Source organism: Methanomassiliicoccaceae archaeon DOK, assembly GCA_009911715.1.
In the GTDB taxonomy this organism is placed as follows: domain Archaea; phylum Thermoplasmatota; class Thermoplasmata; order Methanomassiliicoccales; family Methanomethylophilaceae; genus Methanoprimaticola.
In genome coordinates, this window is sequence record CP047880.1 from 1,565,400 (window position 1) to 1,578,372 (window position 12,973).

A 12,973-nucleotide genomic window follows, 5' to 3' on the forward strand; every position below is an offset into this window, starting at 1 on the left:
CCAATGGCAAAGAGAACAGAGAAGGCAGGCTCCTCCGGAAGGTTCGGCGCAAGGTACGGTGTCATCGTCCGCAACAGGATCAAGAACATCGAGGCCCAGCAGAAGGCCAAGCACGAGTGCCCCGTGTGCCACCACAACTCCGTCAGGAGGGAGAGCTCCGGCATCTGGTACTGCAAACACTGCGGAACCAAATTCGCCGCCGGCGCCTACAGCCCCAAGACGAAGAAGGAGCTGTCCCAGGTCAGCGAGAACTGAGTCGAGGTGGACCGATTGTACAGATGCGCCAAGTGCAACGAGCCCGTGAGGAACGTCAACGCCCTTGGGCTCCAGTGCGAGAAGTGCGGATCCAAGATCTTCTTCAAGGAGAGACCCAACGTGAAGAAGGTCCTGAAATCCGACTGAGACATGCTCTGCGCCAGGCTCACCGTAGACGGACCGGTCGCCAAGGTGGCCGTGCCCGCCATGGGCCCAGAGACGGGGAGGGAACTCCCCAGGACAGAGACCCGCATGACAGAGGAAAACGGCACGGTGACCATCAAGGTCACCGCGGCCGACACCTCGGCCATGAGGGCTGCTCTCAACTCCCATCTTGAATGCATCAGGATAATCGAGGACATCGAAGACCTGACAGAGATGAAACCATGAACGGAATCAGCCCCCAGCTCCAGAACCAGATCACGCAGTTCCAGCAGGTCCAGCAGCAGCTCCAGGCGGTCACCACGCAGAAGATGCAGTACGACGCCCAGAAACGCGAGCTCAGCAGGACGCTCGAGGAGCTCAAAGCCAGCACCGGCGCGGTCTACAAGTCCTCCGGATCCCTTCTGGTCAAGGTCGAGGACAAGGACGCCCTCGTGGGAGAGATCGAGGAATCCATCGAGATGATGGACGTCAGGATCGGATCCCTGGAGCGCCAGGAGAACAGCCTCAAGGAGAGGTACACCGTTCTCCAAGAGACGATCAACACCGCCATGGGCAACAGGCCCACGCAGTGACTGAAACCCCTTACCCCTTCTCCGGGATTCGGCATATGCCGAATTCCAGCTCGTTTAACGACCATTCATACTGCGACTGTCGAACCCCCCCCCCATTATATACACTATCGTCGTTCGAGGGAGCATGGACGCGCTCGTACTGAACGACGTGCGGAAGTCATACGGGAACAGGGAGGCCGTGCACGGAATCTCCCTGACCGTGAAGGAGGGCGAGGTGTTCGGGCTCATCGGACACAACGGCGCCGGGAAGACCACGACCCTCCGTATGATATCCACACTGCTCAGCATAACCTCGGGGAGCATATCGGTGTACGGCCACGACGTGGCAACCGAGCCCGACGAGGTTAGGAAGATAATCAGCTACCTGCCGGAGGACGCAGGCGCATACAAGGACCTCACCGGAAGGGCCTACCTCGAGTTCATGGCCAGCTTCTTCGCAACCGGTTCCGAGAAGGACGCCATGGTCCAGAAGGGTATCGAACTGGCGGACCTTGGAGACAGGATCGACTCGAAGGTGGACACCTACAGCAAGGGCATGATGCGCAGGCTGCTCATCGCGAGGGCCATCATGCCTTCACCCAAGCTGGCGATCATGGACGAGGTCACATCCGGACTGGATGTGATCAACGCATACGAGATCAGGGACATAATCAGAGGCATCGCCAGGGATGGCGTCACCGTCGTCATGTCGTCCCACAACATGTTCGAGGTGGACATGCTCTGCGACAGGGTGGGCATGATCGACCAGGGCAACCTCATCCTCCTGGGGACGCCGTCGGAGCTGAAGAGTGAGTTCGGCGTGGACACCCTCGAGGAAGTGTTCGTCAAGGCGGTGAAAGGATGAGCCACATGACAAGCATCATCAGGAAGGAGGTCAGGGAGCTCCTGACCCCCGGCTCCGTCATATCGGTGCTCGTGATGGTCGTCCTGTTCGCCGGCCTCGGCGGACTCATCGGCGGAGAGGTGGACAGCGCCGCGGAGCTGCCCACGTTCGGATTCGTGGTCGACGAGGACGGCAAGTACTACGATGATTGGAACCCCTACGACGTCCTCTGCAACGAGACCAACTACGGCGCCGAGGCCGACTCCAAGATCATACTGATGGACAGCGCCTACGGGGACGACGAGGCGATACTTGCCGAGATGCGGGAGAAGGGCATAACGAGCGTCCTTGCGCTGCCGGACGCCGACTCGTTCAGGGAATCCATGACGAACGGCACACAGGTCACCATGAAGCAGTACTACCTGTACGAGCCCACGGGCCTCTTCGGCACCGTGTCATCCAGCGTGCTGTCATCCGTCGTGTCCATCCTGAACACCAGCCTGTCCCAGGAGATAATGTCCTCGGCGGGCACGGGGCTGGACTACGATTTCGTCACCAATCCCATAGTATCCGGCACCAACGATGTCAGCACCATAGTCGACGGCAAGGTCCACACCGGCATCACGCCATCGGACATCTCCAACGAGATCACCAGCCAGACCCTGATGATCCCCATCGTGATCATGATCATTATCATGATGGTCGGAAGCATCGTCATCAGCTCCATGGGGTCCGAGAAGGAGAACAAGACCCTGGAGACCCTGCTCACCATGCCGATCAAGAGGACATCCATCGTAAGTGGAAAGATCGTCGCTGCCGCCATCGTGGGACTGGTCTACGGCCTGGCCTACATGGTGGGCATGAGCATCTACATGGGATCGATGACCGGCACCATCGCCGGATCGTCCAGCGTCAACCTGGAGGATCTGGGCATGTCCCTCGACATCCTGGACTGGTTCCTGATAATGGTCTCCATGTTCCTGGCCATCGTGTGCGCCCTTGGAATCTGCATGATCCTGGGAGCGTTCGCCAAGAACTACAAGTCCGCCCAGACCATGACCATGCCCCTGAGCATCCTGGCCATGATCCCGATGTTCATCATCATGTTCACCGGATGGTACGGCTCCGGGGGCGTGCTCCAGGCGATCACCTTCGCCATCCCGTTCTCACACCCCATGATGGCGATGCAGGCCCTGATGTACGGCGATATGACCCTCGTCCTCGGAGGGATCGCGTACATGGCGGTCTTCGCCCTGGTGTCGATCCTCATCACGGTGAGGCTGTACAACTCCGACATCCTGATCACCGGACTGGGACAGAACAAGTACGTCCAGTCGCTCACCGGCAGGAAGTGAGCCAAACGGCGCCTTCGGGCGCCCTTTTTCTTTTTATTCATGTTCCGCCTTCCAGCGGATATGCTCAACCGCATCGCAGAGGAACTCAGACAGGGCAGGAAGGTCGTACTGGTCCACGGCAACGCCGACATGGACGCTCTAGGCTCCGCCTACGCGCTGTCGAAGGCGTTCCCGGAGGCGGACATTTACGCACCCAACGGGCTCGACCGCGTGACCAGGATGGTCTCCGAGAAGATGAACGTCGCCATCCTGGAGCAGTGCGACCTGTCCGGTTACGACAGGGTCGTGGTCGTCGACACATCCTCCCCGGAGCAGTTGGAAGGGGTCTCGGACATCCCGGGAGATTCCATCGTCATCGACCATCACAAGCCCACAGGCAAATGGGACTTCGTGGACACCTTCTACTGCGATGACACGAGGACCTCCTGCTGCGAGATAATAAAGGAGCTCATCGACGCCGCCGGGATCCCCATCACCAGGGACATGGGGCTGATGCTCCTGGGAGGCATGCTCACGGACAGCGGCCACTTCCAGTTCGCCAGGCCCGCGATGCTTCCCGCGTTCGCCGACATCATGAGCAGATGCGGCGTCGAGATGGACGAGGCGATGGAGCTCACCCAGGCCCCCGTCAGCATGTCCGAGAGGATCGCCATGATGAAGGCGATCGAGCGCACCAGGTTCGACCGCGTCGGAGAGATGATCGTCGCCATATCGTTCGGCGGCAGCTTCGAGGCTTCCTCCTGCAGGGCCATCATGGCGGCGGGCGCCGACGTCGTCTTCGTAGGCTCCCAGAGGGACGAGAACTTCCGTCTCAGCGCCAGGGCGACCCAGGAGGCCGTCAGGAAGGGCATCCATCTCGGGGAGATCATGTCCGGGATCGGCGAGGAGACGATGTCCGACGGCGGAGGTCACGGAGGAGCGGCAGGGCTCACGGGCATAGGCGACACCGAGGCCATGCTGAACATCTGCATGAGCAGGACGATGGACGTGTTCCGCGACATCAAGAAGCGCGAGATGATGGAGCGCGAGAGCTCACAGTCCTGAGTCCTATACCTTCAATAATTTAGAATAAAGACCGGAGGGTGCCACCCTCCGGAAATGATTTCATCTGAGCTTCTTGACGCTCTCGACGACTTTGAGGATTGCCTCGTAGTTCTCCGGCTTCTCCGCGAAGTAGTCCCTCACGGGCTGGAGGGTCCTGTCGAGACCGTCCGTCACGCCGGCCTTGAGGTCGACAGGGGACAGGGATCCGTCGAAGTAGGCCGCTGCGAGCTCGTCGTAGCTGTTGAAGTCGACGGGACCGCCGTACTTCTCGGGCCTCTCGATGTGCATCGCGCCGTTCCTGGGGAACAGGATGTACCTGCACAGCATCAGGACGGGGTTCTCGCCCTCGTGCTCCCTCTCCGGCGGACAGTAGGCCTTCTTCATCTTGGAGGCGATCTCGTCCCTGGTGTCGTGGATCTTGACGCTTCCGTTGGGGTCGCTCTTGGACATCTTGGACTCCACGGGGTCCATCCTGTTGCCTCCCTTGAGGCCGGGGAGCAGGGGCGTGTGGAGCGCGATGGGCTTCTTCCATCCGAGCTTGTCGGCGGCGTCCCTGGCGAGCATGTGGGCCCTTCTCTGATCGAGACCTGCGTAGGCTACGTCCAGTCCCATGCAGAATATGTCGGTGGCCTGGAGGATGGGGTAGAACACCTTCGAGGTGTCGACCTCGGCCTCGTCCTCGGACCTTCCCATGATGGTCATGGCCCTCTTGACCCTGGAGAGCGAGGTGACCTTGGCCACCTTGATCGCCATCTCCCAGTACTCGATGTCGTTGAGGATCTCGCTGGCGTACTTGAACTCGACCTTGTCCTCGGGCACCCCGAGTGCGATGAAGCAGTCCTGCATGTACCTGGCGCAGGTGCGTATGTTCTCAAGGTCCCCTCCCAGCTTGTCGTTGATGTAGGCGTGCCAGTCGGCCCAGAAGATGGTCACCCTGAATCCGGCGTCCGTCAGATCCCTGATCTTCTGTGCGACCAGGACCCATCCCAGGTGCACAAGCCCTGAGGGTTCGAACCCGATGTACGCTGTGGGCTCCTCCTTCTCGGTGAGGAGCTTGCGGAGCTCCTCGTCTGTCACGACCTCCTCGGTGTTCCTCGTTACGAGGGCCAGCCTCTGTTCGACATCCATGTTGATCGGTGGGGTGTAGGCAAACCCTATAAAAAGAGATGTTGTTCGGCACCTGAATGCCATCCGACTACCCCCTCCTGACCGCATCATTCCTGTCCAGCCCCGTCGTCGACAGGAACGGCTACCCGTACTTCGTAAACCCGGTCAGCGACGGCATACCCAGGATGGACGCGGCTCTCCTCGACGAGGTCGCCGACGGGATAGTCTCCTTGTGCGACCTCGACTGCGACGTAGTTCTCGCCCCGGAGGCCATGGGCATCCCCCTGGCGGTCTGCATCACCCTGAGGACCGGGGTGCCGTACGCCGTCATCCGGAAGAGGAGCTACGGCCTCCCCGGGGAGATAGCCCTGGACCAGCGCACGGGCTACTCCAAATCCCCCATGTACATCAACGGGGTCTCCCCCGGGACCAGGGTCGCCATAGTGGACGACGTGGTCAGCACCGGCGGCACGCTGAGGGCGGTCGTTGGCGCGCTCAGGGAAGCTGGTGCAGTGGTAACGGAGGTCGTGGCCGTGTACAGCAAGCGGAAGGACGTCTCCGACCTGTCCGCGGAGCTGGGCATCCCGGTCCGCTACCTGCTCGCGGTGAGCTCTTCGGGCGGCAGACCGGCCCTCCTGTGAATCAACGTTGAGTCACACGGTTCGTCTTATCTGCCCATGGACGGAACGGCCCGCCATGGACCCAACCCTCGTCGGATTCTGCCTCGCGATGACGCTTGCCGGTGCGGGACTGGGACTCTTCAGCGGCCTCGCCCCCGGGATCCACGTCAACACCCTGGCTGCCATGCTTCTCGCCTCGCATTCCGCCCTATCGGCAGCGTTCTCGGGCCATCTCGGAGCGGAGGAGGCGGCGGCCGCGGTGTGCTGCTGCATCATGTCCGCATCCGTGGTGCACTCCTTCGTGGACTTCGTGCCGTCCGTGTTCATAGGGGCGCCCGACGGGGAGGACGCGGTGTCCGTGCTGCCGGGGCACCGCCTGCTGCTGAAAGGGAGGGGCATGGAGGCCGTCAGGGCCGCCGCGATAGGGAGCCTTGTCGGAGCGGCCGCGGCCGTGCTCATCGCCGTCCCGCTGCAGATCCTGCTCTCCGGGCCCGCCGGTAAAGCCCTGGACTCGCTGACTCCGCTCGTGCTGATCCTGGTCTCCGGGATCCTGCTGGTCTCCGAGCACAGGCGCGGATCCGGCGTCTGGGGGCCGGTGGCGTTCTGCGTCTCGGGACTGCTGGGTCTGATGTGCATGACGGTGCCGGCGTCCTTCGACGGGATCCTCGGGGAGGACGGCGTGATGATGCCCCTGCTCACCGGCCTGTTCGGGATACCCGTCCTCCTGGAGGGGACCGGGCAGGCGCGCATACCCAGACAGTCCGACAGGGTGCGCGACCCCGTGGGGGCGGTCCCGGGACTGAAGGGCGTGGCGATGGGCGCCGTGGCGGGATGGTTCTCCGGGATCACATCGACGGTGGGCGCATCGGTGTCCTCGGCGCTGTTCCCCGAGAGCTCTCCGGCGAGGTTCATATCCTGCGTGGCGTCCGTTGGCACGGTGACGTCGGTACTGGACCTGGTGACCCTCTCGGTGTCCGGCGACGGGAGGTCGGGGACGGCTCTGGCTATCGGCGAGATCGCCGGGGACTCCGTGTCCGGCGTCATGTCCCAGACGTTCATGCTCCTCCTGCTGTCCTCCGCCTTGGCCTCTCTACTGGGATACTGGCTAACGATAGCCTCCGGGAGGATGATGTCGGGGCTTGTGTCCAGGATCAGGCCGGCCAGGATGAACAGGGCCGTTATCGCGGCGCTCGTCGTACTGACCTTCGCGCTGAGCGGGCCGCACGGCCTGCTCGTGCTCCTGTGCTCCACCGCGGTGGGCCTCATCCCAGGGTTTTTCGGAACGGGGAGGGTGATCCTCTGCGGATGCCTCATCGTCCCCGTGCTGCTGTTCCGCCTGGGCATCGTGTGAGAAAAGGATGTTAAGGGGTTTCGGAAGGCCCGGAGCTCACTGCAGCTTGGACTGGGCCTTGGACATGAACTTCGCGTTGTCCACCACGAACCTCTCGTGGGTGCCGGAGCCGATCTCGTCCTTCCCGTCAGTGACGGTGACCCTGAACACGAGCCTCCTCCTGTCGATCTCCACGAGCTCGGTGACGCAGGTCGCGCTCATGCCCACAGGTGTCGCCGCGGAATGGGCGACGTCCAGGTGCGTGCCGACGGTGCTGCTGCCCTCTTCCAGGAACGGGGCCACGCTCTCGCTGGCCGTTGCCTCGATGAGCGCTATCATGGCAGGTGTCGCGAACACAGGGAGCGTTCCGCTCCCCAGTGCCTCGGCGGTGTTCTCCGGGGTGACCTGTACGGTCTTCTCTCCTCTGATTCCCGTGTCGAGCATGGAGTCCCGTATTCCACGCTCGCAGATATTAACTAATCCCATTACGATGCAGGCGTTATGGGATTGGAAGATGACCTCTACGACGAGCTCTACGAGCTGAGGGAGAGCCTCAGACAGGAACGCAGGATGTCGAACGGACGCATACCGAACGTGTGCTCCGACGAGGCGCTGAGGGAGATGGCCCAGCGCGTGCCGACCAAGGTCGAGGACTTCTCGGCGATAGTCGGAGTGGGACAGAGGTTCGTGGAGCAGTACGGGGAGGACTTCCTGAACATCACACGCAAGTACGCGATCACCGCCGCCAACGGGTCGAACATAGACGCCGACGCGGCCCAGACGCTCAGGGAGCTCGAGAAGAAGCTGATCAACATCAGCAAGAGCAACCGTCTCCTGTTCCAGCCCAAGATCTCGAGGAAGAACACATTCGACCTCATGACGCTGCCAGAGGTGGACGTCATGAGCCTGCTCTTCGGCAGGAAGAGGATCCTGAAGCTCTGCGACTCCGCCAAGAGTCCGGAGGACGCCAAGGTGTACAAGCACCTCAACGAGATCATACGCGAGGTCAACAGGGAGCAGAGGGAGAAGGGTCAGTACGACCTGTACATCGGCTACCCGTTCGTCCAGGGAAAGATGCCCGACGGCGACATAGACGTCCGCGCGCCGCTGGCCCTCTTCCCGGTCATCCTGGACAAGGACGCCCGCACAATCACGCTCACACTCGACAACTCCAGAGATGCCATCTACAACAACACGCTCGTCCTGGGGTTCATCAAATCCAGCGGCCAGAACCGCCCCCTACCGGACAACATCCTGGAGGACTACAGCGGCGAGACGTTCCTCACCAACCTGGTCGACTTCTACGAGGACAACGGCATAAAGATGGCCGTCAACTACAGCCTGCCCACCCCGTTCATCGAGTACAAGGCGGGGGAGTTCCCCAAGTACCTCGCCGGGGACATGGAGATGGTCCCCAACATCATGCTCGGCAAGTACCCCACGTACTCCAGCTCGATCCAGAAGGACTTCGACGGGATGCTGGCCGGCAGGGAGATCAACGGGATCCTCAACGACCTGATCGTCGACCTCAACAAGACCGACTTCCTCTCCGACCTCCCGCTGCCCCTGTCCGAGGACGAGATGCGCGACAAGGGCATGGAGGCCTCCGAGAAGGACCTGGTCTACATCAACTCCCTGAACAGCTCCCAGGAGAACATCCTCACCGCCATGGAGAGGGGAGACGAGATCGTCGTCCAGGGGCCCCCGGGGACCGGGAAGTCGCAGGTCATCACCGGACTGATCACGTCCGCGGTCATCAAGGGAAAGACCGTCCTCATGGTGTCTGAGAAGAAGACCGCGCTCGACGTGGTCTACTCCCGTCTCGGGACCCTCTCGAAGTACTGCCTGCTCATCGACGACGTCGGTAACAAGGAGCTCTTCTACAAGCAGCTCGGAAGGATGCTGGACAACGGCACGCCAAAGTCCGGTGTCGACCTGGACTCGGTCTCCGAGGCCATCGACAACGACGTGGCCCTGCTGGACAACATCGCCAACGTGATGTACAGGCCGTCGGACTTCGGCATCGCCCCTTACAAGCTCTACTCCATGGACAGGTGGCTCGACCTGAACGACAGGCGCCAGTTCGAGGAGTACAAGATGCTCAAGGACAACATCGACGCCTCCCTGCTGGCCCTGAGGTACCCGTCGGTCACCGAGCTCCACAGGAAGTTCGCCGACCAGGTGCTGATGAAGAACTTCAACGAGTACAGGGAGCTGGTCGAGAAGTACCCGTGGATGACGCAGATGAAGGCGGACCTGTCCGAGTACAACATCGGGGAGATGAAGGCGGACCTCCTGGACCTGGAGCAGCAGATCAAGACCCTGAACGCCAAGGGGTTCATGGGCAGGCTGTTCAACAAGGGCAAGGTCACCCGCGAGGCCACGGCCATGACCGGGAAGTACTTCGCCAACTACAACGAGCACACCGTCCAGAAGGTCATGGAGGACCCCAGGAGGATGTTCGAGGCGCTGGACGGCTACGGCACGTACTCCTCCAGGGCCACGATCTACGACAGGCTCTCCCCCGACGAGAAGACCTACGGTACCGACGTTCTGAACGTGTCCTCCGTGTCCAAGATGCCCTACGGCGAGAGCAACGACAGGATCTACGAGTGGATCCTCAACGACCACCTGCAGAGGTTCGACGCCGAGCACAAGGACATCATGCAGGAGATATGGGACTTCGACAGCATCATCGCCGACATGGACCGCAAGATCGAGTCCAAGAGGGAGCTCTCAAAGGACAAGGTCGAGCAGGTCTTCCAGCAGAACCTCAAGTACATCACGGAGTCGAAGAGGCGCGGCGACATCAACAGGATCATAGAGTCCAAGAGGAAGTGGAACCTCAACAAGTTCATCAACAGGTACGGGTACGAGCTCTTCAAGGGCGTCCGCGTATGGCTACTGACCCCCGAGGTCGTGTCCGAGATCCTCCCGCTGGAGATGGGCATCTTCGACATGCTCATCTTCGACGAGGCGTCCCAGATGTACGTGGAGAAGGGGGTACCCTCCATCTACCGCGCGAAGAAGGTCGTGGTCGCGGGCGACCACAAGCAGCTGCGCCCGTCGTCCCTCGGCGTCGGCAGGATCGACTACGAGAGCGACGAGGACGACCTGGACGACATCGTGTCCGCCGCGCTGGAGGAGGAGAGCCTGCTCGACCTCGCCAGGGCGAAGTACGACTCCATCCTGCTCAACTTCCACTACCGCTCCAAGTACGAGGAGCTCATAGCGTTCTCCAACTACGCGTTCTACGGCGGCAGGCTGTACGTCTCACCCAACGTCGAGACCCCCGAGAAGCCCCCGATCGAGGTGTTCAAGGTGAACGGCCTCTGGGAGGACAAGTCCAACAGGGCGGAGGCCGACAAGATCGTCCAGCTCCTGAAGGAGTTCTTCAGCGTCAGGAAGGACAACGAGACCGTGGGGATCATCACGTTCAACGCCTCCCAGAGGGACCTCATCAACGACGTCCTGGACGAGGAGTGCGCCAACGACCCCGGCTTCGGGAAGCTCGTGGCGGACGAGATGAAGAGGTTCGACAACGGAGAGGACGTGGGACTCTTCATCAAGAACATCGAGAGCGTGCAGGGGGACGAGAGGGACGTCATCATGTTCTCCATCGGCTACGCCAAGAACTCCGAGGGCAAGCTGATGCAGAGGTTCGGATGGCTGAACAACCGCGGAGGGGAGAACCGTCTCAACGTCGCCATCTCCAGGGCCAAGAAGAAGATCATCATCGTGTCCTCCTTCGAGCCGGAGGACCTGCAGGTCGATGGCACCAAGAACGAGGGCCCGAGGATCCTCAAGAAGTACCTCCAGTACGCCAACGCCATCAGCAGCGGCAACAGGGAGTACGCCGATTCGATCCTCCACTCGTTCAGCGACGACCGCTGGGACACCCCCGAGGACTTCGACTCCGGCAGGATCGCCGACCGCGTCTACAACGCACTGACCCGCAAGGGCTACACCGTGGAGAGGAACGTCGGAATCGGAGGCTACCAGATCGACCTGGCGGTCAAGCAGAACGACAGGTACATCCTCGGGATCGAGTGCGACAGCCGCCTCTACGAGATGTCGTCGTCAACCAGGGAGAGGGACTACCACAGGCAGAAGTACCTGGAGTCCAGGGGGTGGAAGATCCACAGGGTCTGGACCCCGGGCATGTGGAAGGACCCCGAGAAGGAGATCGCGAGGATCATCCAGGCGATCGAGAAGAACCACTGAGACGGGCCTTCTCGCGCCTCATGTCCTGGTACAGGGCGCCCCATTCGGACATCGCCTCCAGCAGGGGTATCAGCGTCTGCCCCGTCGTGGTCAGGGAGTACTCCACCCACGGCGGGTTGTCGCTGACCACGTTGCGGTGAACGAGGCCGTCCGCCTCCAGCTCCTTCAGCTGGCGGCTCAGCACGTTCGCGTTGACATCCAGGAAGAAGGACGAGTGGAGTTGCCCGAACCTCTTCGGGCCGTTGACCAGCGCCCATATTATGTGCACGCGGTACTTGCCGCCCAGCAGGTCCAGCGTCGTGCTTATCGGGGACTCCTCGAGGACTCTTCCGGCCATGATCGCATCCTCGCGCAGTCGGAGATCGGCAGACCCTCCTTCTCCAGATAGGATATGCCCCACTCGCTCATGTGCCTGATCAGCGGTATCGCCGATCTTCCGAACTCCGTCAGACTGTACTCCGTCCGCGGAGGGACCACGGGGTAGACCTTGCGGGACACCAGGCCGTCCGCCTCCAGCTCCCTGAGCTGCTTGGTGATCATCTTGGAGGTCGCCTCGGGGACCAGTGCCTGGATCTCGCTGAACCTCTTCGTACCGCCCATCAGCCCCCACATGATGACTGATTTGTACTTCCCTCCGAGCAGACGGACGGTGGTCCTCACCGGACACTCCGCCTCTGCGATCGTCTGGTCGTGCTGCATGCCATAGTATCTTTTTGTATAGTATATTTCATTGTGTATTGTACCTGCTATTTGTATATGGCAGACCATCTCATCACCGGAGGGTCGCAGGAAGCCCGTGAACGGGCCTGAAATGCCTCCGTCCTGCGACCCAAATTGAAATACGACAGCGACGTGACAAACCTAAACAGGTGATATCGATGGATTTCAACGAACTCGTCAGAAGGAGATACTCCTCACGCGCCTACAAGCCCGACCCTGTCGAGGACGACAAGGTCCGCTCCATCCTCGAGGCTGGACGCCTGGCGCCGACAGCGAGGAACGACCAGCCGGTCCGCGTGATCGCGGTCAGATCCAAGGAGGGCCTGGCCAAGGTCGAGGAGGCCGGACACATCTACGACGCCCCTCTGGCCTTCATCGTGTACTCCGACAGGAACAAGACGTGGACGCGTAGCTACGACGGGATGAAGACAACCGACATCGACGCATCGATCGTCACCACCCAGATGATGTACGAGGCGACGGACATGGGCCTCGGGACCCTGTGGGTGTGCATGTTCAAGCCCGATGTCATCAGGAAGAACTTCGGCCTTGACGACGACATGGTACCGGTAAACATACTGGCCGTCGGCTACAAGGACGACACCACTTCCAGGAACCACGGCGTCCGCATCCCCATGGACGAGTTCGTGAGATTCGTCTAATTTAGGTTTATCTAAAACTCTTTAACCTCCCCTTACAATCCGGAGAGGTAGATGTCCGTGCGGACGACAGTCCCGCGGACCGGATACAGGTGATAT

At 61.2% G+C, this 12,973-nt stretch carries 15 protein-coding genes; 11 read left to right on the forward strand and 4 right to left on the reverse strand.

Translation table 11 applies throughout. The annotated features are described in order from the left end of the window. Positions 1–3: 3 nt before the first annotated feature. From JS82_07815 to JS82_07845, 7 genes are all read left to right on the forward strand, one after another. Positions 4–255, forward strand: a complete 252-nt coding sequence (locus JS82_07815; GenBank protein QHK18017.1) for a 50S ribosomal protein L37ae — start codon at positions 4–6, stop codon at positions 253–255. Between the two features lie 15 nt (positions 256–270). Then, the gene (locus JS82_07820) at positions 271–402 is read left to right on the forward strand and encodes a DNA-directed RNA polymerase subunit P (GenBank protein QHK18018.1); all 132 of its coding nucleotides are present in this window, start codon (positions 271–273) and stop codon (positions 400–402) included. 3 nt (positions 403–405) lie between these two features. Further along, entirely contained in the window at positions 406–645 is a 240-nt protein-coding gene (locus tag JS82_07825) for a hypothetical protein (GenBank protein QHK18019.1), read from the forward strand. Further along, a complete protein-coding gene (locus JS82_07830; protein QHK18020.1) occupies positions 642–992 on the forward strand; it encodes a prefoldin subunit beta in 351 nt (116 codons plus the stop codon). Before JS82_07825 ends, JS82_07830 begins: the two co-directional genes overlap by 4 nt. 124 nt (positions 993–1,116) lie before the next feature. Then, positions 1,117–1,836, forward strand: coding sequence for an ATP-binding cassette domain-containing protein (locus JS82_07835; protein ID QHK18021.1), 720 nt, complete (start codon positions 1,117–1,119; stop codon positions 1,834–1,836). Further along, on the forward strand, positions 1,833–3,170 hold the full coding sequence (locus JS82_07840) for an ABC transporter permease (GenBank protein ID QHK18022.1): 1,338 nt from the start codon (positions 1,833–1,835) through the stop codon (positions 3,168–3,170). The genes JS82_07835 and JS82_07840 overlap by 4 nt, the downstream gene beginning before the upstream one ends. Positions 3,171–3,230: 60 nt before the next feature. Next, the gene (locus JS82_07845; protein ID QHK18023.1) at positions 3,231–4,214 is read left to right on the forward strand and encodes an exopolyphosphatase; all 984 of its coding nucleotides are present in this window, start codon (positions 3,231–3,233) and stop codon (positions 4,212–4,214) included. A gap of 60 nt (positions 4,215–4,274) precedes the next feature. On the opposite strand, the gene JS82_07850 is transcribed toward JS82_07845, so the two are convergent. Next, positions 4,275–5,342 (reverse strand): tyrosine--tRNA ligase, encoded by a 1,068-nt coding sequence (locus JS82_07850; protein ID QHK18024.1) that lies wholly within the window; start codon positions 5,340–5,342, stop codon positions 4,275–4,277. Positions 5,343–5,398: 56 nt separating this feature from the next. On the opposite strand from JS82_07850, the gene JS82_07855 reads away from it, so the two are divergent. Together JS82_07855 and JS82_07860 are read left to right on the forward strand one after the other, a co-directional pair. Continuing rightward, positions 5,399–5,962 (forward strand): adenine phosphoribosyltransferase, encoded by a 564-nt coding sequence (locus JS82_07855; GenBank protein ID QHK18025.1) that lies wholly within the window; start codon positions 5,399–5,401, stop codon positions 5,960–5,962. Positions 5,963–6,017: 55 nt separating this feature from the next. After that, positions 6,018–7,292 carry a hypothetical protein gene (locus JS82_07860; GenBank protein ID QHK18026.1) on the forward strand — a complete coding sequence of 425 codons (1,275 nt, stop codon included), beginning with the start codon at positions 6,018–6,020 and terminating at the stop codon, positions 7,290–7,292. 36 nt (positions 7,293–7,328) lie between these two features. On the opposite strand, the gene JS82_07865 is transcribed toward JS82_07860, so the two are convergent. Beyond that, positions 7,329–7,715, reverse strand: coding sequence for a thioesterase (locus JS82_07865; protein ID QHK18027.1), 387 nt, complete (start codon positions 7,713–7,715; stop codon positions 7,329–7,331). A gap of 57 nt (positions 7,716–7,772) precedes the next feature. On the opposite strand from JS82_07865, the gene JS82_07870 reads away from it, so the two are divergent. Further along, the gene (locus JS82_07870; protein ID QHK18028.1) at positions 7,773–11,495 is read left to right on the forward strand and encodes a DUF4011 domain-containing protein; all 3,723 of its coding nucleotides are present in this window, start codon (positions 7,773–7,775) and stop codon (positions 11,493–11,495) included. On the opposite strand, the gene JS82_07875 is transcribed toward JS82_07870, so the two are convergent. Both JS82_07875 and JS82_07880 read right to left on the reverse strand, forming a co-directional pair. Continuing rightward, a complete protein-coding gene (locus JS82_07875; GenBank protein ID QHK18029.1) occupies positions 11,467–11,832 on the reverse strand; it encodes a transcriptional regulator in 366 nt (121 codons plus the stop codon). The genes JS82_07870 and JS82_07875 overlap by 29 nt on opposite strands. Next, positions 11,799–12,194 carry a transcriptional regulator gene (locus JS82_07880; GenBank protein ID QHK18030.1) on the reverse strand — a complete coding sequence of 132 codons (396 nt, stop codon included), beginning with the start codon at positions 12,192–12,194 and terminating at the stop codon, positions 11,799–11,801. The genes JS82_07875 and JS82_07880 overlap by 34 nt, the downstream gene beginning before the upstream one ends. A gap of 179 nt (positions 12,195–12,373) precedes the next feature. On the opposite strand from JS82_07880, the gene JS82_07885 reads away from it, so the two are divergent. Further along, the gene (locus JS82_07885) at positions 12,374–12,877 is read left to right on the forward strand and encodes a nitroreductase (protein ID QHK18031.1); all 504 of its coding nucleotides are present in this window, start codon (positions 12,374–12,376) and stop codon (positions 12,875–12,877) included. The last annotated feature ends 96 nt before the right edge of the window (positions 12,878–12,973 follow it).